Origin of the sequence: Streptomyces sp. SCL15-4 (genome assembly GCF_033366695.1) — a bacterium.
In the GTDB taxonomy this organism is placed as follows: Bacteria; Actinomycetota; Actinomycetes; order Streptomycetales; family Streptomycetaceae; genus Streptomyces.
In genome coordinates this window covers 6,690,218-6,711,938 of record NZ_JAOBTQ010000001.1, presented here as the reverse complement: position 1 = coordinate 6,711,938, position 21,721 = coordinate 6,690,218, and the positions used below count along the sequence as shown (strand labels likewise).

Annotated in this window: 20 protein-coding genes and 1 pseudogene; 8 read left to right on the top strand and 13 right to left on the bottom strand. The window is 73.2% G+C overall.

All coding sequences use genetic code 11. From position 1 onward, the window contains the following. The first annotated feature begins 37 nt into the window (after positions 1-37). The 4 genes and pseudogenes from SCK26_RS30140 to SCK26_RS30125 all read left to right on the top strand — a co-directional run. The gene (locus tag SCK26_RS30140; protein WP_318204494.1) at positions 38-625 is read left to right on the top strand and encodes a pyridoxamine 5'-phosphate oxidase family protein; all 588 of its coding nucleotides are present in this window, start codon (positions 38-40) and stop codon (positions 623-625) included. Positions 626-628: 3 nt separating this feature from the next. After that, positions 629-1,333 (top strand): L,D-transpeptidase family protein, encoded by a 705-nt coding sequence (locus tag SCK26_RS30135; RefSeq protein WP_318204493.1) that lies wholly within the window; start codon positions 629-631, stop codon positions 1,331-1,333. A gap of 84 nt (positions 1,334-1,417) precedes the next feature. Beyond that, positions 1,418-2,800 (top strand): ferredoxin reductase family protein, encoded by a 1,383-nt coding sequence (locus SCK26_RS30130; protein ID WP_318204492.1) that lies wholly within the window; start codon positions 1,418-1,420, stop codon positions 2,798-2,800. 17 nt (positions 2,801-2,817) lie between these two features. Continuing rightward, positions 2,818-3,252: pseudogene (locus SCK26_RS30125) on the top strand (FMN-binding protein); the annotation flags it as partial. Positions 3,253-3,276: 24 nt separating this feature from the next. Here the strand turns inward: SCK26_RS30125 and SCK26_RS30120 are convergent. The 9 genes from SCK26_RS30120 to SCK26_RS30080 all read right to left on the bottom strand — a co-directional run bounded on the left by SCK26_RS30120 (position 3,277) and on the right by SCK26_RS30080 (position 12,889). Further along, entirely contained in the window at positions 3,277-3,822 is a 546-nt protein-coding gene (locus tag SCK26_RS30120) for an arginine repressor (RefSeq protein WP_318204491.1), read from the bottom strand. 7 nt (positions 3,823-3,829) lie between these two features. Further along, entirely contained in the window at positions 3,830-5,035 is a 1,206-nt protein-coding gene (locus tag SCK26_RS30115) for an acetylornithine transaminase (RefSeq protein ID WP_318204490.1), read from the bottom strand. Then, positions 5,032-5,931, bottom strand: a complete 900-nt coding sequence (gene argB, locus SCK26_RS30110) for an acetylglutamate kinase (protein ID WP_318204489.1) — start codon at positions 5,929-5,931, stop codon at positions 5,032-5,034. Before argB ends, SCK26_RS30115 begins: the two co-directional genes overlap by 4 nt. Beyond that, positions 5,928-7,079 (bottom strand): bifunctional glutamate N-acetyltransferase/amino-acid acetyltransferase ArgJ, encoded by a 1,152-nt coding sequence (gene argJ / locus SCK26_RS30105; RefSeq protein WP_318204488.1) that lies wholly within the window; start codon positions 7,077-7,079, stop codon positions 5,928-5,930. The genes argB and argJ overlap by 4 nt, the downstream gene beginning before the upstream one ends. Next, positions 7,076-8,104: an N-acetyl-gamma-glutamyl-phosphate reductase gene (gene argC / locus SCK26_RS30100; RefSeq protein WP_318204487.1), complete on the bottom strand. Its 1,029-nt coding sequence runs from the start codon at positions 8,102-8,104 to the stop codon at positions 7,076-7,078. Before argC ends, argJ begins: the two co-directional genes overlap by 4 nt. Before the next feature lie 45 nt (positions 8,105-8,149). Beyond that, a complete protein-coding gene (locus tag SCK26_RS30095; RefSeq protein ID WP_318204486.1) occupies positions 8,150-8,518 on the bottom strand; it encodes a GtrA family protein in 369 nt (122 codons plus the stop codon). Continuing rightward, entirely contained in the window at positions 8,518-9,468 is a 951-nt protein-coding gene (locus SCK26_RS30090) for a glycosyltransferase family 2 protein (RefSeq protein ID WP_318204485.1), read from the bottom strand. Before SCK26_RS30090 ends, SCK26_RS30095 begins: the two co-directional genes overlap by 1 nt. Before the next feature lie 22 nt (positions 9,469-9,490). Then, entirely contained in the window at positions 9,491-12,040 is a 2,550-nt protein-coding gene (locus SCK26_RS30085; protein ID WP_318204484.1) for a YfhO family protein, read from the bottom strand. 246 nt (positions 12,041-12,286) lie between these two features. Further along, a complete protein-coding gene (locus SCK26_RS30080) occupies positions 12,287-12,889 on the bottom strand; it encodes an ABATE domain-containing protein (protein ID WP_318204483.1) in 603 nt (200 codons plus the stop codon). A gap of 82 nt (positions 12,890-12,971) precedes the next feature. Between SCK26_RS30080 and SCK26_RS30075 the strand changes: the two genes are divergently transcribed. Beyond that, on the top strand, positions 12,972-14,204 hold the full coding sequence (locus SCK26_RS30075) for a cysteine desulfurase (RefSeq protein WP_318204482.1): 1,233 nt from the start codon (positions 12,972-12,974) through the stop codon (positions 14,202-14,204). Positions 14,205-14,219: 15 nt separating this feature from the next. On the opposite strand, the gene SCK26_RS30070 is transcribed toward SCK26_RS30075, so the two are convergent. Further along, positions 14,220-16,700 carry an alpha-L-arabinofuranosidase C-terminal domain-containing protein gene (locus tag SCK26_RS30070; protein WP_318204481.1) on the bottom strand — a complete coding sequence of 827 codons (2,481 nt, stop codon included), beginning with the start codon at positions 16,698-16,700 and terminating at the stop codon, positions 14,220-14,222. A 131-nt stretch (positions 16,701-16,831) separates the two neighbouring features. Here SCK26_RS30070 and SCK26_RS30065 point away from each other — a divergent pair, with 131 nt between their 5' ends. Next, a complete protein-coding gene (locus tag SCK26_RS30065) occupies positions 16,832-17,281 on the top strand; it encodes a DUF6314 family protein (RefSeq protein ID WP_318204480.1) in 450 nt (149 codons plus the stop codon). Positions 17,282-17,290: 9 nt separating this feature from the next. On the opposite strand, the gene SCK26_RS30060 is transcribed toward SCK26_RS30065, so the two are convergent. Further along, positions 17,291-17,728 carry a GNAT family N-acetyltransferase gene (locus SCK26_RS30060; protein WP_318204479.1) on the bottom strand — a complete coding sequence of 146 codons (438 nt, stop codon included), beginning with the start codon at positions 17,726-17,728 and terminating at the stop codon, positions 17,291-17,293. A 43-nt stretch (positions 17,729-17,771) separates the two neighbouring features. After that, positions 17,772-19,205: a PLP-dependent aminotransferase family protein gene (locus tag SCK26_RS30055; RefSeq protein WP_318204478.1), complete on the bottom strand. Its 1,434-nt coding sequence runs from the start codon at positions 19,203-19,205 to the stop codon at positions 17,772-17,774. On the opposite strand from SCK26_RS30055, the gene SCK26_RS30050 reads away from it, so the two are divergent. Continuing rightward, complete coding sequence (locus SCK26_RS30050; RefSeq protein WP_318204477.1) at positions 19,204-20,115, top strand: DMT family transporter; 912 nt, start codon at positions 19,204-19,206, stop codon at positions 20,113-20,115. The genes SCK26_RS30055 and SCK26_RS30050 overlap by 2 nt on opposite strands. 17 nt (positions 20,116-20,132) lie before the next feature. Continuing rightward, positions 20,133-20,330, top strand: a complete 198-nt coding sequence (locus tag SCK26_RS30045) for a DUF1918 domain-containing protein (RefSeq protein ID WP_318204476.1) — start codon at positions 20,133-20,135, stop codon at positions 20,328-20,330. Here the strand turns inward: SCK26_RS30045 and SCK26_RS30040 are convergent, their stop codons facing one another. Next, positions 20,331-21,593, bottom strand: a complete 1,263-nt coding sequence (locus SCK26_RS30040) for a glycoside hydrolase family 10 protein (protein WP_318204475.1) — start codon at positions 21,591-21,593, stop codon at positions 20,331-20,333. It lies immediately after the preceding gene. Between the last annotated feature and the right edge of the window lie 128 nt (positions 21,594-21,721).

Genomic DNA, 21,721 nt, shown 5'->3' with positions numbered 1-21,721 from the left:
TAGACAGGCGAAGAAAATTCGTCGATAATCGCCGGACATGGGAAAGACGTACGAGCGCATAGACGGCAGGCTGCGCGCCTTCATCGAGGACCAGCCCCTCTTCTTCACCGCGACCGCCCCGCTCTCCGGCGACGGCACGGTCAACCTCTCCCCCAAGGGCCTCAAGGGCTCCCTCGTGGTGCTGGACGAACACACCGTGGCCTACCTGGACTTCGCCGGGTCCAACGCCGAGACCATCGCCCATCTGCGGGAGAACGGGCGGATCACACTGATGTGGTGCGCCTTCCAGGGCCCGCCCGACATCGTGCGCGTACACGGCCGGGGCGAACCCGTCTTCCGTGACGACCCGCGCTTCGCGGACCTCCTCGCCCGCTTCCCGGACATCGACCCCACGCGGCACGGGCTGCGCGCGATCATCGTGGTGCACGCCGGCCTGGTCCGCGACACCTGCGGGTACGCCGTCCCCTTCATGGCCTACGAGGCGGACCGCGATCTGCACGCCCGGCGCTTCGCCCGCGAGGACGACGCCTCGCTGGACGCCTACTTCACCAAGAAGGAGCACATCGCGACCAGCCTGGACGGACTGCCCGGGCTGCCGTTGCCGCTGCCTCCCTCTAGCGTCTGAGCCATGCGCCCCGCCGCGGTCCTCGCCCTCGTCTGCGTCTCCTGCCTCGCCCTGCCCGGCGCCGCCTCCGGCCGGGACCCGGCACCGCTGCCGGCCGGGATGGCGGACACCGGCGGCGGCAGCCAGCTGATCGTCGCGCAGGCCCCGGACACCGGCGCCACCGAGGGCACGCTCACCTGGTGGGACCTGCGGGACGGGCAGTGGGTTCCGGCCGGCTCCGCGCCGGCCCGCTTCGGCGCCGGAGGACTGGTGGAGGGCACCGCCCGCGTCCAGGGCACCGGGACGACACCGACCGGCCTGTACGACCTCCCCTTCGGCTTCGGCACCGAGCGGGCGCCGGCCGGGACGAGCGTGGAGTACCGGGCGGTCACGGACGGTTCCTGGTGGTGCCAGGACAACGACTCCCGCTCCTACAACCGCTGGGTCGACCCGCTGCCCGCCGACTGCCGCGCCGCCGAGTCCGAGCACCTGGCCGACTACCGGGAGCAGTACGCCTACGTCCTGGTCATCGGCTTCAACTACGAGCGGCCCGTGCGCGGTCGCGGCGCCGGCATCTTCCTGCACGTCAACGGGCAGGGAGCGACGTCCGGTTGTGTGTCGGTGCCGAGGGACGCGATGGAGCGGATCCTGCGCTGGGCGGTGCCGGACCGCCGGCCGCACATCGCGGTGGGGACCGAGGCCGGGGCCACCGCCGTCACCCGCTACTGAGGCATCCGCGCCCGCGCGGAGCTGAACACCGCGCGCGCCCGGCACGTATCCGTGGGCCAAGGGCCGAGTCCCCACGGAGGAACCGTGACCACCACGCTCGCGGGCGGACGCGCCGCCCGCCGTCAGACGACGCGCCGCATCCGCCCGCGCCGCTCCCCGGCCGTCCTGCTGCTGCTCGCCGTCTGGGCGGGCGCGGCGGCCGTGCTGTGGCTGTGGTGGCACACCACGCCCGCCGTCGCCGACGACACCGGCCGGATCCTGGGCGCGGGCCGGATCACCGGTCTGCTGGCCGGCTATCTGATGGCGCTGGTCGTGCTCCAGACGGCGCGGGTGCCGGCGCTGGAGCGGCGGGTCGGCTCCGACCGGGTGACCCGCTGGCACGCCATGACCGGCCGGTACACGCTGTGCCTGGTCGCGGCGCACGTCTTCCTCACCATGTGGGCGTACGCGCGCCAGGCCGGCAGGTCGCTCGGCGGCGTTCCGGCACAGACCGCGGAGTCCGTCGGCCGGCTGCCGGACCTCGGCAAGGCGGCCCTCGGCACCGGTCTGCTGGCGGTCATCGGACTGGTCTCGGCCGGCCCGGTCCGCCGCCGGCTGCGGTACGACACCTGGTACCACGTCCACCTGCTGACCTACGCGGCGGTGTTCCTGACGTTCTGGCACCAGATCGCCACCGGCAACGACTTCGCGGTGGAGCCCGCCGCCGGCACCTTCTGGTACGGCCTGTACGGCGCGGTCAGCGCGCTGGTGCTCTGGTACCGCGTCCTGACCCCGGTCCGGCTGAACCTCAGGCACCGGCTGCGCGTGACGGAGGTCGTCGAGGAGGCGCCCGGCATCGTGTCGGTGCTGATCGGCGGGCGCAGGCTGCACCGGATGGGCGCGGAGGCGGGCCAGTTCTTCCGCTGGCGCTTCCTCGCCCCGGGGCTGCGCTTCAGCTCGCACCCGTACTCCCTGTCGGCCGCGCCGCGCCCGGACACGCTGCGGATCACGGTCAAGGCGGCCGGTGACCACAGCGCCCGGCTGCGGGAGCTGACGCCCGGCACCCGGGTGTGGGCGGAGGGTCCGTACGGCGCGCTGACCGCGCGGCGCCGCAGCCGGGGCAAGGTGCTGCTGGTGGCGGGCGGGGTGGGGATCACGCCGATGCGCGCCCTGTTCGAGACGCTGCCGGGGGCCGCCGGGGACCTCACCCTGCTGTACCGGGCGGGCTCGACCCGGGACCTGGCACTGTGGGACGAGCTGGCGGCGATCGCCGAGCAGCGGCGCGCCCGGCTGATGTACGCGGTGAACGGCCCCGACGGCGCGCGTCCGGACATCTCCGCGGAGACCCTCCGGCGGAAGATCCCGGACCTCGACCGGCACGACGTCTTCCTGTGCGGGCCGCCCGGGTTCGCGCGGTCGGTGTACGAGGCGCTGCGCGGGGCCGGAGTGCCGGCCCGCCGTATCCACCACGAGTCGTTCGAGATGTGAGCGGAGCCGGGAGAACGATGAGGAAGAGCCATCCCGTCCGGCGGACCGTGCTGGCCACCGCCGCGACCGTGTCCGGTGTCGTCCTGCTGCTGTCGCTGAAACCGGCCTCGGATCCGGCGTCGGATCCGGCCCCGGCGGCGGGCGCGGACGCGCGCCGTCCGGCGGCCGGGGCGCCGGGGCCGGCCGGGGCGCGCACGGTCACCGGGGAGGCGGTGCGGACGCCGTACGGGCCGGTGCGGGTGCGGATCACGGTCGCCGGCGGCAGGATCACCCGGGCGGAGGCGGTCCAGGCGCCCTCGGGCGGCCTCAGCGACCGCAGGACGCGACTGGCCGTCCCGCGGCTGAACCGGGAGGCGGTGGCGGCGGGGAGTGCGGACATCGACGCCGTGTCCGGCGCCACCTACACCAGCACCGGCTACCGCCGGTCCTTGCAGTCGGCCCTGGACCGGGCCGGCACCTGATCCCGCCGCCCCCCTTCAGTGGCCGTTCTGCGCCAGCCGCAGCAGATGGTCCGCCAGGGCCTGGCCTCCCGTGGGCTCCCGGCTGATCAGCAGCAACGTGTCGTCACCGGCGATCGTGCCGAGGATGTCGTGGAGTTCGGCCTGGTCGATGGCGGAGGCGAGGAACTGCGCGGCCCCGGGAGGCGTGCGCAGGACCACGAGGTTCGCCGAGGCCTCCGCGGAGATCAGCAGCTCCTGGGAGAGCCGCCGCATCCGCTCCTCCTTCGCCGACTCTCCCAGCGGAGCACGCGGCGTACGGAACCCTCCCTCGCTCGGCACCGCGTAGATCAGGTCGCCGTCGGTGTTGCGGATCTTGACCGCGTTCAGCTCGTCGAGGTCCCGGCTGAGCGTCGCCTGCGTGACGTTCAGCCCGTCGTCCGCGAGCAGCTTCGCCAGCTGGCTCTGCGACCGCACCGGCTGCCGGTTGAGGATGTCCACGATCCGGCGGTGCCGTGCGGTGCGGGTCTGCGGTACGGCGGGCCCGGCCCCCAGGCTCTGCTCGTGGTCCTGCGCCTCGCTCATCGTCGTCTCATTCTCCGGATCGTCCGTCCCCATCCACAGGGCTCGCTGCGTCGAGGATGCCGGGCAGCGCCCCGAGCAGCGCGTCCACCTCGTCGTCGCGCAGATTCAGCGGCGGCATGAGCCGTACGACGTCGGGGGCGGGCGCGTTCACCAGGAACCCGGCCTCCTGGGCCGCCGCCTGCGCCTGTGGCGCGCGCGGCCCGGTGAGCACGATACCCAGGAGCAGGCCACCGCCCCGGACACCGTGGACCAGCGGGTGGCCCAGCGCCTCGATTCCCTCCCGCAGCCGCTCGCTCTGCCGCTTGACGTTGTCCAGCAGGCCTTCGCCCTCGATGGTGTCGAGCACGGCGAGTCCGGCGGCGCAGGCGACCGGGTTGCCGCCGAAGGTGGTCCCGTGGTGGCCGGGCTGGAGCAGCTCGGCGGCCCGGCCGAAGGCCACGGTCGCGCCGAGCGGCAGCCCTCCGCCGAGCTGCTTGGCGAGGGTGACGACGTCGGGCAGTACGCCTTCGTGGGCCTGGTAGGCGAACCAGGTGCCGGTCCGGCCGATGCCGGTCTGCACCTCGTCCAGGACCAGCAGCGCGCCGGTGGCGGCGGTGATCGCGCGGGCGGCCTTGAGATAGCCGGCCGGCGGCACCACCACGCCGTTCTCGCCCTGGATCGGCTCGATGACCACCAGGGCGGTGTCCTCGGTCACCGCGGCGGCCAGCGCCTGGGCGTCGCCGTAGGGAACGTGGGTGACGTCGCCGGGCAGCGGCCGGAACGGGTCCTGCTTGGCGGGCTGGCCGGTGAGCGCGAGGGCGCCCATGGTCCGGCCGTGGAAGCCGCCGTCGGTGGCGACCACATGACTGCGCCCGGTCAGCCGGCCGATCTTGAAGGCGGCCTCGTTGGCCTCGGCGCCGGAGTTGCAGAAGAAGACCCGGCCGTCCCGGCCGAAGAGGCGCAGGAGCCGTTCGGCGAGGGCGATGGTGGGCTCGGCCATGAAGAAGTTGGAGATGTGGCCGAGGGAGGCGATCTGGCCGCTGACGGCGGCGACGACGGCCGGGTGGGCGTGGCCGAGCGCGTTGGTGGCGATGCCGCCGACGAAGTCGAGGTACTCCCGGTCCTCGGCGTCCCACACCCGGGTGCCCTCGCCGCGGACGAGGGGCAGGCGCGGGGTGCCGTAGTTGTTCATCAGCGCGCCCTGCCACCGCGCGGTCATTTCCTGGTTGCTCATGACTCCCCCTGTCCGTCCGGTACGACCATGGTGCCGATGCCCTCGTCGGTGAAGATCTCCAGCAGGATCGAGTGCTGGACCCGGCCGTCGATGACCCGGGCGGTGTGCACGCCGTTGCGCACGGCGTGCAGGCAGCCCTGCATCTTGGGCACCATGCCCGAGCCGAGGTCCGGCAGCAGCTTCTCCAGCTGGGAGGCGGTGAGGCGGCTGATCACCTCGTCCGAGTTCGGCCAGTCCTCGTAGAGCCCCTCGACGTCGGTGAGGACCATGAGGGTCTCGGCGCCGAGGGCGGCGGCGAGGGCCGCGGCGGCCGTGTCGGCGTTGACGTTGTAGACGTGTCCGTCGTCCGCGGAGCGGGCGATGGAGGAGACGACCGGGATACGGCCGTCGGCGAGCAGGGCCTCGATGGCGCCGGCGTCGATGGCGGTGATCTCGCCGACCCGCCCGATGTCGACCGGTTCCCCGTCGATCTCGGGCAGGTGCCGGGTGGCGCTGATGGTGTGCGCGTCCTCGCCGGTGAGGCCGACGGCGAGCGGGCCGTGCCGGTTGAGCAGGCCGACCAGCTCGCGCTGCACCTGTCCGGCGAGCACCATCCGTACGACGTCCATGGCGTCCTCGGTGGTGACGCGCAGGCCCGCCTTGAACTCGCTGGCGATGCCGTGCCGGTCGAGGGCGGCGCTGATCTGGGGGCCGCCGCCGTGCACGACGACCGGCTTGAGACCGGCGTGGTGCAGGAAGACGACGTCCTGGGCGAAGGCGGCCTTCAGCTCCTCGTCCACCATGGCGTTGCCGCCGAACTTGATGACGACGACCTTGCCGTGGTGCCGGGTGAGCCAGGGCAGCGCCTCGATGAGGATGCGGGCCTTGGGCAGCGCGGTGTGCTTACGGGTTGTCATGAGGAATAGGCGCTGTTCTCGTGGACGTAGTCGGCGGTCAGGTCGTTGGTCCAGATGGTCGCGGTCTCGGTGCCCGCGGCCAGGTCGGCGACGATGTGGACCTCGCGGTAGCGCATGTCGACCAGGTCCCGGTCCTCGCCGAAGGAGCCGTTCTCGCACACCCGGACGCCGTTGATGGCGACGTTGAGCCGGTCGGGTTCGAAGGCGGCCCGGGTGGTGCCGATCGCGGAGAGCACACGGCCCCAGTTGGGGTCCTCGCCGTGGATCGCGCACTTGAGGAGGTTGTTGCGGGCGATGGAGCGGCCCACCTCGACGGCGTCCTCCTCGGTCGCCGCGTTGATCACCTCGACCTTGATCTCCTTGCTGGCGCCCTCGGCGTCGCCGATGAGCTGCCGGCCGAGGTCGTCGCAGACCCGGCGGACGGCCTCGGCGAAGTCGTCGTAGTCCGGGGTGCGGCCGGAGGAGCCGGAGGCGAGCAGCAGCACGGTGTCGTTGGTGGACATGCAGCCGTCGGAGTCGACGCGGTCGAAGGTGACCCGGGTGGCCGCGCGCAGCGCCTTGTCCAGCACCTCGCTCTCCAGGTCGGCGTCGGTGGTGAGGACGACCAGCATGGTGGCGAGACCGGGCGCGAGCATGCCCGCGCCCTTGGCCATGCCGCCGACGGTCCAGCCGTCCCTGGTGACCACGGACGTCTTGTGGACGGTGTCGGTGGTCTTGATGGCGAGGGCGGCCTTCTCGCCGCCGTGCTCGCTCAGTGCGGCGGCGGCCGTCTCCACGCCCTTGAGGACCTTGTCCATGGGCAGCAGCACGCCGATCAGGCCGGTGGAGCAGACGGCGACCTCGATGGCGCCCCGGCCGAGCACCTCGGCGGTCTTCTCGGCGGTGGCGTGCGTGTCCTGGAAGCCCTTCGGTCCGGTGCAGGCGTTGGCGCCGCCGGAGTTGAGGACGACGGCCGAGAGCAGGCCGCTCTTGAGGACCTGCTCGGACCACAGCACCGGCGCCGCCTTGACGCGGTTGGAGGTGAAGACGCCGGCGGCGGCACGGCGGGGCCCGTTGTTGACCACCAGGGCCAGGTCGGGGTTGCCGTTCTCCTTGATCCCGGCGGCGATCCCCGCCGCCGTGAATCCCTTGGCTGCCGTGACGCTCACGGTGCGACTCCGATCGTGGAAAGCCCGGTGGTCTCGGGGAGACCGAGGGCGATGTTCATGCTCTGGACGGCACCGCCGGCGGTGCCCTTGGTCAGGTTGTCGATGGCGCTGATCGCGATGACGCGGCCCACGGCCGCGTCGTAGGCGACCTGCACCTGGACGGCGTTGGAGCCGTGGACGGACGCCGTGGCGGGCCACCGGCCCTCGGGGAGCAGGTGGACGAAGGGCTCGTCGGCGTACGCCTTCTCGTAGGCGGCGCGGACGCTGTCGGCCGTCACTCCCGCGACCGCGGACGCGCTGCACGTGGCGAGGATCCCGCGCGGCATCGGGGCCAGGGTCGGGGTGAAGGAGACCTTCACCGGTTCCCCGGCGACGGCGCCGAGGTTCTGCATCATCTCGGGGGTGTGCCGGTGGCCGCCGCCCACGCCGTACGGCGACATGGAGCCCATGACCTCGCTGCCCAGCAGGTGCGGCTTGGGGGCCTTGCCCGCGCCGGAGGTGCCGGACGCGGCGACGATCACCGCCTCGGGTTCGACGAGTCCGGCCGCGTAGGCCGGGAACAGGGCGAGGGAGACGGCGGTCGGATAGCAGCCGGGCACCGCGATGCGCTTGGACCCCGTGAGCGCGGCGCGGGCGCCCGGGAGTTCGGGGAGGCCGTAGGGCCAGGTGCCGGCGTGCGGGGAGCCGTAGAAGGCCTCCCAGTCGGCCGGGTCCCTCAGCCGGAAGTCGGCGCCCATGTCGACCACGAGGACATCGGGGCCGAGCCGCTCGGCGACGGCGGCGGACTGTCCGTGGGGCAGCGCGAGGAAGACCACGTCGTGCCCGGCGAGGGCCTCGGGCGTGGTCTCGGCCAGCACCCGGTCGGCCAGCGGCAGCAGGTGCGGCTGGAGCGCACCGAGCCGCTGCCCGGCGTTGGAGTTGCCGGTCAGGGCACCGATCTCTACCTCGGGGTGCGCGAGGAGCAGTCGCAGGACCTCTCCGCCCGCGTATCCGCTCGCTCCGGCCACCGCCGCACGTACCGCCATGTCCACCCTCCTCTGGATGGCATGACTATACGTATGGATGCACGTTTATGCAATGGACTTGGGCAGCATCACCCAGCGGGAGACGACGAAGGTGACCGGGATCGCCGCGGCGGAGGCTAGCAGCGGGGCGAAGCGGCTCCCGGCGTGCAGGACGTCCACGATCAGGTACACCCCGGCCGTCGTGATCAGGAAGTTGGTGAGGTTGGTCAGCGGGAACAGCAGGAATTTCCGCCAGGTGGGCCGGGTCCGGTAGGTGAATCGGGCGTTCAGGAAAAAGGAGCCGACCATGGCGAACGCGAAAGCCAGGATGTGCGCCGCGAGATAAGGCAGGCCGGTCAGGAACAACAGGTAAAGACAGTAGTAGGTCGCCGTATTGACGACACCGACCGCCGCGAAGGTCAGTATCTGCCGCATCAGGGAATGAGGTCCTTCGTCCGTTCCACGTTGGTCGCCTTCACCAGGAAGTGCGGGCGCCCCTTCACCTCGTAGTAGATGCGGCCGGTGTACTCCCCGATGACTCCCAGCATGACCATCTGCACGCCCGCGAGGGCGGTCACGGCGGTGATGATGGTCACATAGCCGGGGGTCTGGACGCCGTGGGCGAGCGCCGCGCCCACGATCCAGGCGGTGTACAGGCCCGCGCACAGCAGCAGGGTCACCCCGAGCCAGAGGGCGGCGCGCAGCGGGCGGTTGTTGAAGGACAGCAGGCCGTCGAGGCCGTAGTTGAGCAGTCCGCGCAGGTTCCAGGAGCTGCGGCCGGCCTCGCGGACGGCGTTCTGGTACTCGAAGGTGGTGCTCGGGAAGCCGACCCAGGCGAACAGCCCCTTGGAGAAGCGGTTGTACTCGGTCAGGCCCAGCACCGCGTCGACCACCCGGCGCGACATCAGCCGGAAGTCTCCGACGCCGTCGACGAGTTCGACGTCGACCAGGCGGTTGACCAGCCGGTAGTACAGGCGCGCGGTGAGGGTCCGGGTCAGCCGGTCGCCGGTGCGGGTGCGCCGGGCGATGACCTGGTCGTGGCCCTGTTCGCGCAGTTCGACCATGCGCTTGATCAGCCGCGGCGGGTGCTGGAGGTCGGCGTCCATGACGATCACCGCGTCGCCCGCGGCGTACCGCAGGCCGGCGAGCAGCGCCGCCTCCTTGCCGAAGTTGCGGCTGAAGGAGACGTAGCGGACCCGGGAGTCGCGCCCGGCCAGTTCCTCCAGGACGGTGAGCGTGCGGTCCCGGCTGCCGTCGTCGACGTAGACGAACTCCATGTCGTGGCCGAGGGGCAGCAGCTCCTCGGCGACGTTCTGCACCTCCTCGTGGAAGCGGGCGAGGACGTCTTCCTCGTTGTAGCAGGGCGCGACGATGGATATCAGCATGGTGGATTCCCCCTGGGCGCGGTCAGTGAGCGGTGGTCACCCGCTCGCGCGGTGATGTGGTCGTGGGCGGCGCCGGAGCGCGGCGGCGGCGCAGGGCGGTGACGGCGGTCAGCGCGACGAGGACGAGCAGCGAGGCTCCCCCGACCGCCGTGCCCAGCCGCAGGCCCGGTGGGTGATAGGTGCAGGTCAGGCTGGTCGTCGCGGGACCGATGGGGACGGCGATCAGGCCGTGGTACTCCCCCGCCGGCCGGGCCGGGCCGTCGCCCGCGGCGCACCGCCAGCCGGCGATGCGGGGCGCGGCGAGGACCGCGAGGCCCCGGCTCCCGGCGGGCAGCCGGGCGTGGACGGTGCCGTCGGAGACGGTGACGCCGGTGGCCCCGCCGGCCGTCAGGCGCGCGGCGGCGGCGCGCAGCCGGCCGGTGTCCAGGCAGCCGATCGCGCCGGTCGGGACGCTGCCGGGCCGTACCGGCCGGAGCCGGATGGTCAGCCGGCCGGAGGCCGGGGCGGTGCCGAGCGGGGCCATGGCGGCGCGGTTGCGCGTGTCCTTGGCGGTGAAGAGCGTGGCGGTGCCGCCGGCGAGCCGTGCGGTGCCGGAGTAGTGCGGGGCCCACAGGTGTACCTGGGTGCCGGCCGGGCAGCGGGCGGTGATCTCCGGCCGGGTGCGGGCGGTGCCGGAGCCGACCCGGCGATCCGGCAGCGGCCTGCCGGAGTCGTCCCGCACGGTGAGGGCGGGGACGGTGTAGACGCGGCTGCCGAGCAGGATCTCCTGGTTGCGGTAGGGCGAGTCGCCGAAGGGCCGGGTGTCCGGGCGGGACCGCACGGTCACCAGGGGCGGGACGTCCCGCCGGGTCAGGCGCGCCGGGCGCTGGTGCGGCGGCGTGTGCTTCTGGTGCGGGTCGGACGGTGAGTGCACCCGGGCGCCGACGGAGAAGAGCACGTCCGTGACGGCGTTGTCCAGGCTCTGCACGCTGCGCCCGCGCGAGGTCCAGCCGCCGCCGAGCGCGGTCAGGGTGCGGCTGAGGACGTCGGAGGTCAGGCTGCTGTAGTACTGGGCGCCCTCGCCGCCCACCAGCAGCGGGTCGTTGCCGACGGTCTGTTCGCGGCCGGGGTCGGTGCGGTGGCGGGGCCAGTCGTCGGCCTCGGCGATCAGCGCGGACTGCCGCTGCTGCCGTTCGCCCCAGGGCGCGTAGTCGTCCAGGTGCGCGAGGTGCAGCCGGGTGGTGACGGCCGTGGTGGCGGCGCTCTCCCCGGTCTGGGCGCCGAGCAGCAGGACGACGGCCAGCCCGGCGAGTCCCGGGCGCCGCCCGGCGCGGGCCAGCAGCGCCAGTCCGCCGAGCGCGCCGGCGACGGCGAGCAGCAGCACCGGCCAGGTGAGGGGCCGCAGCACGCCGCTGCGGCCGGCGAGCGCGGTGATCAGGGCGAACAGCGCGGCGGCGAGACCGAGGGCGCGCGGGCCGGGCGGGCCGTGGGACAGGGTGTGCCAGGCGGCGATGACGAGCAGTCCGCACACGACGAAGGTCTGCCGGTAGGGGCTGCCCTGCGGAGTGGCGAAGGCGTGCCAGAGCAGGTGGGTGGGCGTCCACTGCAGGGACAGGACCGCGAGGAGCACCAGGGCCGTCCAGCCGGCCCGGACCCGGCCGGGGACCGCCCGGTGGAAGGGCAGGGCGAGGGCGAGCAGCAGGGTGGTGGTGCCGGTGTAGAGGGCCGGCGAGCCCCAGCCGTACGCCGTCGGCAGCAGCCGCGCGAGCACGTCCTCGGCCGGTACCGGGGTGAAGGCCGTCACCCGGCCCGGGTAGGCGTGCCGGGTGCCGAAGTAGACGGTCAGCACCAGCGGGGCGGCGAGGCCCACGCCGAGGGCGGTGGTGAGGGCGGCGCGGCCGGCCGCCGCGAGGGCCTGCCGGCGGGACGGCCCGATAAGGACGAGGCGGAGCAGCAGCACCAGGGCGGCGCCGAGGGTGGCCATGTAGGCGGTGTAGAAGTTGGCCGTCCAGGCGAGCGCGACGATCAGCGCGCCGGGCAGGCGCCGGCGTCCGGTGCGCGCCCACTCGCCGACCAGGCACAGCAGGGGCAGGGCGATCAGCCCGTCGAGCCACATCGGGTTGTAGTCGGCGTCGGCGAGGGTCCAGCCGCACAGCGCGTAGGAGGCGCCGAGCAGGCCCGCCGCCCACCAGCGGCCGGGCCGGAAGGCGAGCAGCAGCCCGGTCATGGCCGCGGCGGCGCAGGCGATCTTCAGGACGGTGATCACGTACACCGCGAGGTCGATCTCGTCGCGGGGGAAGAGGGCGACCAGCGGGGCGAAGGGGCTGCCGAGGTAGGTGCCGAGGTCGGGCAGGAAGGAGGCGCCGTAGCCGGACTGCCAGTTGACGAGGAGGCCGCCCTCGGCCCTGCCGTGCAGCAGGTCCCACAGGTGGGCGTGGAAGGGCACGAACTGGTTGCCCAGGTCGTTGACGGCGCGGGTGCGCGGTCCGAAGGGGTAGCTGCGCGCGAGGGCGTCACCGGCGCAGAACGCGGTGACCGTGAGGGCGGCGGCGAGCAGGCAGGCGGCCCGCCCCGGCCGGGACACCGCTTTCACATCCGGTTCCCGTCCGGGCGCGGCCGCGCGTTCCTCCCGGCATTGCCGGGGGCGTCCGGTGGAGTGCTGCGATGCATTTTCGGTGTCCTCACAGAATGCGTACCCCGTCTATTCGCGGACTTAGACGGAGGACCATTCCGAATGGTTGTGTGCTCACCGAAAAATCGGGCGACTTCCTCCGGACCGGGGAAACGCCGCGTGAATTTGATGACCGAATGGGAAACGCTGGATTTACGGCAGGTGTTTTTAGGGTGAACCGGCCTTCCGGGCCGCGTAGGCCCGGGCCGCCCGCACCCGGTTGCCGCACTTGGTGGTGCACCAGCGGCGGGCGCCGTGGGAGCGCAGGAACCAGCGGGCGCAGCCCTGGGCGGCGCACTCGGCGAGCTGGGCCGCGTCGGCGCCGGTGAGCAGGTCGGTGGCGTCCTCGGCGAGCAGGAACAGCGCGGCGGCGACCGGGTTGCCGGCGTCGGGCAGGTCGGCACGGCGGGGACCGTCGGCGTTCCAGACGAGGTGGGGGGTGACGGGGGCGGCGGCGAGGGCGGCGTTCAGGGTGTCGAGGGCGTCGCCTGGCGGCCGGGCCCCGGCGGCGCGGGCCGCGAAGAGGGTCCGCAGCGCCTCGCGCAGGGCCCGCAGCCGGCCGGACTGGCGGCCGTTCAGGTCCGCCCGGTCGGGCAGCAGGGCGCGGCGGACCAGCCACAGGTGCGCGGCCCCGGTGCCGTCGAGCAGGTCGACCGGGCCGTGGCTGACGGTGAACCGGGTGTTGACCAGCGCCAGCGAGGCGTACCGGTCCTCGCCGGGGACCGGGAGCCGGTGCAGGTAGACGGGTGTCTCAAAATCCACGCCTCTCATGGTATTCCTTGCGGTTCTCCGTGAGAATGACCTAGCGTGCCTCACGGAGAAGCGAAGATGAAACCGTGAGAGGTGAGCTGTCGTGGCCTTCGATGTGGACGCGCTGCGCAAGGACTTCCCGATCCTCGGCCGGACGGTGGCGAGCGGCGCGCCGCTGGTCTACCTGGACTCCGGGGCCACCACGCAGAAGCCGCTCCAGGTCCTGGACGCCGAGCGGGACTTCTACCTGACCCGTAACGCCGCCGTGCACCGCGGCGCGCACCAGCTGGCCGGCGAGGCGACGGAGGCGTACGAGCAGGCGCGGCACACGGTCGCCCGGTTCATCGGCGCCGCCGACGACGAGGTGGTCTTCACCAAGAACACCACCGAGGCCGTCAACCTCGTCGCGTACGCGCTCGGCAACGCCGGCCGGGTCGGGCCCGGCGACCGGATCGTGGTGACGGAGATGGAGCACCACGCGAACCTGGTGCCCTGGCAGCAGCTGGCCGAACGGACGGGCGCGACGCTGGACTGGTTCGGCCTGACCGACGAGGGCCGGCTGGACCTGACCCGGGCGGACGAGCTGCTGGACGAGCGCACCAAAGTCCTGGCCCTCACCCACCAGTCCAACGTCCTCGGCACCCTCAACCCGGTGCGGGAGCTGGCCGACCGGGCGCACGCGGTGGGCGCGCTGGTGGTGGTGGACGGCGCCCAGTCCGTGCCGCACCGCCCGGTGGACGTGACGGAGCTGGGCGCGGACTTCCTCGCCTTCTCCGGGCACAAGATGCTCGGCCCGAACGGCATCGGCGTGCTGTGGGGCCGCGCGGAGCTGCTGGCCGGCCTGCCGCCGTTCCTCACCGGCGGTTCGATGATCGAGATCGTGGAGATGGACCGCACCACCTTCCTGCCGCCGCCGCAGCGCTTCGAGGCGGGCGTGCCGATGACCGCGCAGGCGGTGGGGCTCGCGGCGGCGGTGGAGTACCTGGAGCGGCTCGGCATGGCGGAGGTCGCGGCGTACGAGGACACGCTCACCGCGCGCGCCCTGGAGCTGCTCGCGGAGGTGCCGGGGGTGCGGATCGTCGGCCCGGGCGACCTCACCGACCGGGGCTCGGCCGTCTCCTTCACCGTGGACGGCGTCCATCCGCACGACGTCGGGCAGGTGCTGGACGAGCGGGGCGTCGCCGTCCGGGTCGGCCACCACTGCGCCCGGCCGCTCGCCAGACGCCTCGGCGTCCCGGCGACCACCCGGGCGAGCTTCTACGTCTACAACACGCCGGACGAGGTGGACGCGCTGGTGGCGGGGGTGCGGGCGGCCCAGCGGTTCTTCGGTGTCTGAGCGCGCCCGCCCGTCCTACTTCTGCTTGATCCTCAGGAAGGTGACGGAGTTCGCCGGGAAGGTGTACGTGAACGTCCCCGCGACCCCGTCGACGGTGGACGTGCGCGGGGCGACCGCCGTGGACGTCTCGGAGTTCACCGCGTCCGGCGCGGCGGCGAGCGTGACGGCCTTCGCCCGGGAGGCGACCTTCGCGCCGCCCAGGTCGATGCTGGTGCGAGCCGCGGCGGACTGGGCGTTGACGACCTTGACGATCAGCTCGCCGGTCTTCGCGTCGCGCGTGACGACCTGGCGGAACGGCTCGGCCGGCTTGTCGTCGGTGAAGCTGCCCCACTCCTCGCCGTCGAGGTAGAGGGTGACCTGGCGGCCGCGCACCTTGACGTCGATGTCGTAGGCGCGGCCGGTCTCGACCGAGCCCGCCTTGGTCATCAGCGTGGACTTGCCGCCGTCCACGGCCTGCTCGACGGCCGACTGGGTGTTGTTCCAGCCGCCGAGGTTCCACCAGAACCAGTTCCCGGTGTCCTTGACGCCGAAGGCGACGAGGAAGCCCTCCTTGCCGGACTTCTTGGTGGCCTTCACATGCAGGTCGTAGTCGTGCCAGGACGGGTCGCCGGCCTGGACCAGGGTGTTCTCGGCGGTGTCGTCCGTCTGGACGTACCGGCCGTCCTGGACGGTCCAGCTGCCGGCCCCGGTGTGGGTCCACTTCGAGGCGTCGCCGGAGAAGTCGTCGCCGAGCAGCGCGGAGCCGTCGGCGCCGGTGACCCGTACGTCGTCGTAGGCGGCGCTGGTGTTCCACGTGGACAGGCCGACCGCGCCGGTGATGGGCCCGCTGACGCCCGGGGTGCCGGTCGCCGTGCTCGGTACGACGCGGTCGCCGACGTTGGTCATGAACAGCTTCTGGACCTCGTAGTTGGCCGTGCCCCAGGAGGCGTGGTTGTTGAACCACACCAGGTCCGGGCGCCACTGGACGTAGTCCTCGTTGGCGAACAGCGGGGCGTAGGAGGCGAGTTCGACCACGTCCGCGTTGCGTTCCAGGCCGGTCATGAAGGCCGCCTCGGCGAGGCCGTTCTCGAAGGCGTTGCCCTGGGAGGCGTACTCGCCGAGGAAGACCTTCGGACCGGAGCGGTCGTAGGAGTCGTAGCGGTCGTTGTTCTGCAGGAACCACCGCTTGCTGTTGTAGTAGTGCTCGTCGACCATGTCGACGCCCGCGTCCCGGTTGAGCTTCCAGGCGGTGTCGAAGACCGGGCCGGAATCGTCCGGGCCGGAGTTGGAGACGACCTTCATGTACGGGTACTTCGCCTGGACGGCCGCGCGGAAGCGCTGGAAGCGGGCGAAGAACTCGGTGGGCAGGTTCTCCTCGTTGCCGACCTCGATGTGGGTGAGGTGGAAGGGCCTGGGATGGCCCATCCTCGCCCGGACCCTGCCCCAGGCGGAGGTCGCCGGTCCGTTGGCGAACTCGATGAGGTCCAGGGTGTCCTGGATGTGCCGCTCCAGGAGGGCGTCGTCGTCCACGGCCTTGTTCTGGCCGCAGCCGGTCACCAGGGCCGGCACGACGGGCAGCGGCATGGCTCCGATGTCCTCGGCGAACCGGAAGTACTCGTAGTACCCGAGTCCGTAGCTCTGGTTGTAGCCCCAGAAGTTGGCGTTGGTGGCGCGCTGCTCGACCGGGCCGACGGTGTCCTTCCACTGGTAGGAGCGCGCCCGCTGCCAGCCGGACGCCTCGCTGTAGTCCCGCATGGAGCCGGTGTTGACCAGGCAGCCGCCGGGGAAGCGGACGAAGCCCGGGTGCAGGGCGGCGACCTTCTCGGCGAGGTCCTTGCGCAGGCCGTTGGGCTCGTGCTTGTAGGTGTCGCGCGGGAAGAGGGACACCATGTCCAGGGCGGTGGCGGCGTCGGCGGCCACGGCGAGCCGACCCGTGGTGCTGGTGCGGGTGGCGGTGAACGTGGCCTTGTAGCGGGCCCAGCCGTTCTTCCCGACGGCGATCCGCCGGGCGGTGGCGAGCGTGCCGCCGGAGTCCTGGAGGGTGACGGCGAGCGTGCTGCCGGCCTCGGCGCGGGCCCACACCGAGAAGTCGTACCGCTCGCCGTCCCGTACGGCGATGCCGGTGTTGTAGCCGGAGTTGGTGACGGACGAGCCGGCGCCCAGCGCCAGGTAGGTGCGGTTGCGGTCGTTGAGGCGGCCCGGGTCGTTCACCGCCCGGGCGGTGCCGGAGACCGTCCAGGCGGTCAGCGGGGTGTACGAGGCGTTGTCGGCGGCGGAGTACTCGAAGGAACGGTTCTGGACGAGTTCGGCGTACAGGCCGCCGTCGGCGGCGCGGTTGATGTCCTCGAAGAAGACCCCGTACATGCTCCGTGGGATCGCGGGACCGGTGGCGGAGGGGTCGACGGTGATGGCGTAGTCGGTGGCCTCCTCGGCGTGGGCGGGGGCGGGGAGGGCGGTGGTGGCGAGCAGGACGGCGCTCGCTCCCAGGCCGAGTCCGAGGCGGGTGGTGCGTGACATGGATACTCCGCGGCTCGTTGTTCGAAATATCAGACATTGGTCAGCACTTCGAACGGCAAGATAGGGAAGGGGTATGAGCACGTCAATGGGGTGGACCGAGACGGGACGGAAAGAGGGGCAGGCCGCGAGGGATGCGTGAGGAAGAGTTCTGGCCGGTGGCCGATCTGCCGGCCTATCTGTCCGGGCGCTGGCGCGTCGAGCGCGCGGTGCGGGACCTGGCGAGCGGGGACGACGGGCACTTCACCGGGGTCACCGTCTTCGGCCCGCTGGAGGGCGGCGGGCTGCTGCACGAGGAGTCCGGCGTCTTCACCTGGCGCGGGGTGGCCCGGCCGGCCACCCGGACGCTGCGGTTCCTGCCGGGGCCCGCGCCGGGCCGGGCGGACGTGCGCTTCGCGGACGGGCGGCCCTTCCACGACCTGGACCTGACCACGGGCCGGTACGTCGCCGACCACCCGTGCGCGGCCGACCTCTACCGGGGCGAGTTCACCGTCCTGGACGCCGGCCGCTGGCGCACGGTGTGGCGGGTCGGCGGGCCGGCGAAGGACCTGGTGCTCACCACCGACTACACCCGCGGGACCTGAGCCGCGCGCTCACTCGAAGAGGTGCACCATCCACTGGTCCGGCCGGTCGAGCGGCCGGAAACCCAGCTTGGCGTAGACCCCGTGCGCGTCCTCCGTGGCGAGCAGCAGCCGGCGCAGCCCGAAGGGCGCGAGGTGGTCGCGGATCCGGCCGACGAACGCGGTGCCGACACCCTTGCCGCGCACCGACGGGTCGACGTACACATCGGCGAGCCAGGCGAACATCGCCCGGTCGGTGACCACACGGGCGTACGCCACCTGCTCGCCCGAGGCCGTGTCGTAGGCCCCGAAGTTCAGCGAGGACGCCATCGCCCGCTCGTGCTTCTCGCGGGGGCGGCCGAGCGCCCAGTACGTGTCGGTCGACAGCCAGCCGTACACACGGTCGACGTCGACGCGGGCCGGGTCGGCGGAGAACTCGTAGCCCTCGGGGAGGTCGGGTGCATCACTCATACGATGATCCTCACAGTTCGCACCCGGTACTCACGAGCGGTTTTCACCGCACCTCGTCGCACGCCGCGCGCAGCCGCCGCACTCCCTCCGCGATCTCCCCGGTGCCGGCCACCGCGGCGAAGCTCAGCCGCAGGTGGGCGGCGGGCGGTTCGGCGCTGAAGTAGGGGCGGCCGGGAGTGAGGGCGACGCCCGCGCGCAGCGCCGCCGCCGTCAGCGCGGCCTCGTCCAGGCCCTCGGGCAGCCGCAGCCACAGGTGGTAGCCGCCGGCCGGGATGTGCGGCAGGGCCAGCTCGGGCAGCTCCCGGGCGAGCGCGCCCGTCATGGCGTCACGGCGGGTCTTCAGCTCGGCCGACAGCGCGCGCAGATGGCGCGGCCAGGCCGGAGAGCCGACGAGTTCGAGAGCGGCCTCCTGGAGCGGGCGGGGCACGAAGAAGCTGTCCACGACCTGGATCGCGCGCAGGCGTTCCAGCACCGGCCCGCGCGCGGCCAGCGCGCTCACCCGGAAGCTCGGCGAGGTCGCCTTGGTCAGCGAGCCGACGTGGACGACCACGCCGTCGGGGTCGTCGGCGGCCAGCGGCCGGGGCAGCGGCCCGGCGTCGGCGTGCGCGAGACGGCGCACGAAGTCGTCCTCGACGACGAACGCGCCGGCCTCGCGGGCGATGCGCAGCACCTCGGCGCGCCGGGCGGGGGCCAGCACGGCACCGGTCGGGTTCTGGAACAGCGGCTGGCAGACGAAGACCCGGGCGCCGGTGGCGCGGAAGGCGTCCGCGAGCAGGCCGGGACGGACTCCGTCGGGGTCCACGGGCACCGGGACGGGCCGCAGCCCGGCCGCGCGGGCGAGGGCCAGCATGCCCGGATAGGTGGGCGACTCCACCAGCACCGGGGCGCCGGGCGGGGCGAGCGCGCGCAGCGCGGTGGCCAGGGCCGCCTGGCCGCCCGCGGCGATCAGCACCTCGGCGGCCGTGACGGCGCCGCCGATCCCGCGCGCGAACCACTCCCGCAGCTCGGGCAGCCCCTCCAGCGGCGGTCGCTCCCAGGCGCCGGGCCGCCGGCCGGCCCGGGCCAGGGCCGCAGCCATGGCCCGCTCCGGTTGCAGACAGGGGTGCGGGTAGCCGCCGCTGAACTCCAGCACTCCGGGCGGCGGGGCGGCCAGCGAGACCGTGACGCCCGAGGCGTCCACCGTGCGCGGGACGAGGTCGGCCGCGCCGTCGGCGCTGAGGGCGACCTCCTGCCAGGAGGTGTCCCCGGCGGGTCCCGCCGACTGGTGCGGCCGGGCCCGGAAGGCACCGGCACCGGGGCGGGTGACCACCAGGCCCTCGGCGGCGAGCCGGGCGAGGGCCCGGGAGACGGTCACCGGACTCACCCGGAACCGCGCGACCAGGGCCCTGCTGGACGGCAGCTTTCCACCAGGAGAGTAGCGGTCCAGCTCCTGTCGCAGCTGTTCGACCAATTCACCCACACTGCTACGCTGTTGCATGAGAACACAGAGTAGCGCTACTACCGCGAGCCCGATAGCGGTCACCACTCCCGGAGACCTCCGCGGCCTGGGCACCCTCCAGGCCGGTCTCGGTGTGATCGCCTTCTCGCTGACCTTCCCGTCCACCGCCTGGGGACTGGAGAGCTTCGGCCCGTGGTCGCTGGTGGCGGTGCGCGCGGTCCTCGCCGCCCTCGTCGCCGGAGGCTGTCTGCTGGCGCTGCGGGTACGGCTGCCGGCGCGCCGCCATCTGGCCGGGCTGGCCGTGGTCGCCGCCGGAGTGGTGCTGGGCTTCCCGATGCTGACCACGCTGGCCCTGCAGACGTCCACCACCGCGCACGCGGCCGTCGTGGTGGGGCTGCTGCCGCTGACCACGGCCGTGTTCTCGGCCCTGCGCACCGGCGTCAGGCCCTCCCGCCGGTTCTGGCTGGCGGCCGTGGCGGGCGCGGCGGCCGTGATCGCCTTCACCCTCGCCCAGAGCGGCGGCGCCCTCACCCCGGCCGACGGCTATCTCTTCGCGGCCCTGCTGGTCTGCGCGGCCGGCTACACCGAGGGCGGCCGGCTGGCCCGGGTGATGCCGGGCTGGCAGGTCATCGGCTGGGCGCTGGCGCTGTGTCTGCCGCTGAGCGTGCCGGCCGCCGCGGTGGCGCTGGCGTACGAGCCCGCGCACCTGACCGGGCACGGCGTCGCCGGGCTGCTGTGGGTGACCCTCGGCTCGCAGTTCCTCGGTCTGGTCGTCTGGTACCGGGGCATGGCCGCCATCGGCGTCCCGCGGGCCAGCCAGTTGCAGTTGGCCCAGCCCCTGCTCACACTGGTGTGGTCGGCGCTGCTGCTGGGCGAGCACTTCACGGTGGCCGCACCGCTGACCGCCGTGGCCGTGCTCGTGTGCATCGCCGTCACGCAGCGGTCGTGAGCGCAAGGAGGGCCCCGATGCACGCGTCCAAGGGCGACAGGCTGGTCCAGCACGGCAGGGTGGTGGGCCAGCAGGACCATGTCGTGGAAGTGGTCGAAGTACTCGGTTCCGAGGGCAATCCGCCGTACCGCGTCCGCGCCGAGAACGGACACGAGACGATCATGTCTCCCGGGCCCGACTGCCAGGTCGAGCACAGGAACGAGCGGCAGCCGTAGTCAGCGCGGTGGTCTCGCCGGCCCCCGGTAGTGGTCGGCGACCACACGCGCCATCGCGCCGGCCGGGTCGGCCGCCAGGTCCCCGGCGGCGAAGAACACATGCCCGCGCACCTGCGGATACCGGGCGGCGAGCGTGAGATGCCGGGACAGCTCGGCCGGGTCCTGCCAGGCCGCCGGCTGCCCGGCCGCGCCCGCCTTGTACAGCGCCTCGCCGAGGTACAGGTGCGTCGCGGTGGACCGGGCGGCCTCGGACCACCAGGCGACGAGGGCCGCGTAGTCGGCGGCGGGGTCGCCGATGTGCCAGTACAGCTGCGGGACGACGTAGTCGATCCAGTGCTCGCGGACCCAGGTGCGGGTATCCGCGTACAGGTCGTCGTACGTCTGGACGCCCGCCCGGGTCCCGGAGCCGCGCGGATCGGTGGCGGCGTTGCGCCAGACGCCGAACGGGCTGATCCCGAACCGGGTGCCGGGCCGGACCCGGCGGATCCCGGCGGCCGTCTCCCGCACCAGCGTGTCGATGTTGTCCCGGCGCCAGGCGGCCCGGTGCGGGAAGGCACCGCCGTGGCGGTCGTAGGCCTCGTCGTCGTCGAAGGTCTGCCCGGCGACCGGATAGGGGTAGAAGTAGTCGTCGAAGTGGACGGCGTCGACCGGATAGCGGGCGACCGCGTCCAGCATCGCCCGCCGCACGAAGGCGCGGACCTCGGGCAGCCCCGGGTTGTAGTACAGCCGGCCGCCGTACGGCACCACCCAGCCGGGGTGCCTGCGGGCCGGGTGGGAAGGGGCCAGCCGGGTGGGATCGGTGTGGTTCGCGACCCGGTACGGATTGAACCAGGCATGCAGTGCCAGGCTCCGGGCATGGGCCTCCTCGACGGCGGTGCCCAGCGGGTCCCAGCCCGGGTTCCGGCCCTGGGTGCCGGTGAGCCACTCGGACCAGGGCTCGTACGGCGACGGCCACAGCGCGTCGGCGGCCGGCCGCACCTGGAGGATCACCGTGTTGAGCCGGGCGCGGACCGCGCGGTCGAGGTGCGCGGTCAGCTCGGCGCGCTGCCGGGCCGCCGTGAGGCCGGGCCGCGAGGGCCAGTCCCGGTTGGCGACGGTCGCGATCCAGACGCCCCGCAGCTCGCCGGCGGCCCGCGGCGGACGGCGCGGGCCCGCGGCGGCGACCGCGGCGGTTCCGGGCGGCGGCGCGCCCGGGGCGGGGGCCGGCACGGCCAGTGCGGACAGTGCGGCCCGGGCCAGGACCCGCCGCGAGACGCGTGCCACCGGGTACCTCCCGTACGCTCCGGATCCGCTCGCTCACGGATCGTTCCGCGCTCCAGCATGCCCCCACCCGGGCGATCGATCATCGATACTTGGCGGTAACGTGCACGATCGGAGCAGGCGCCGAAACC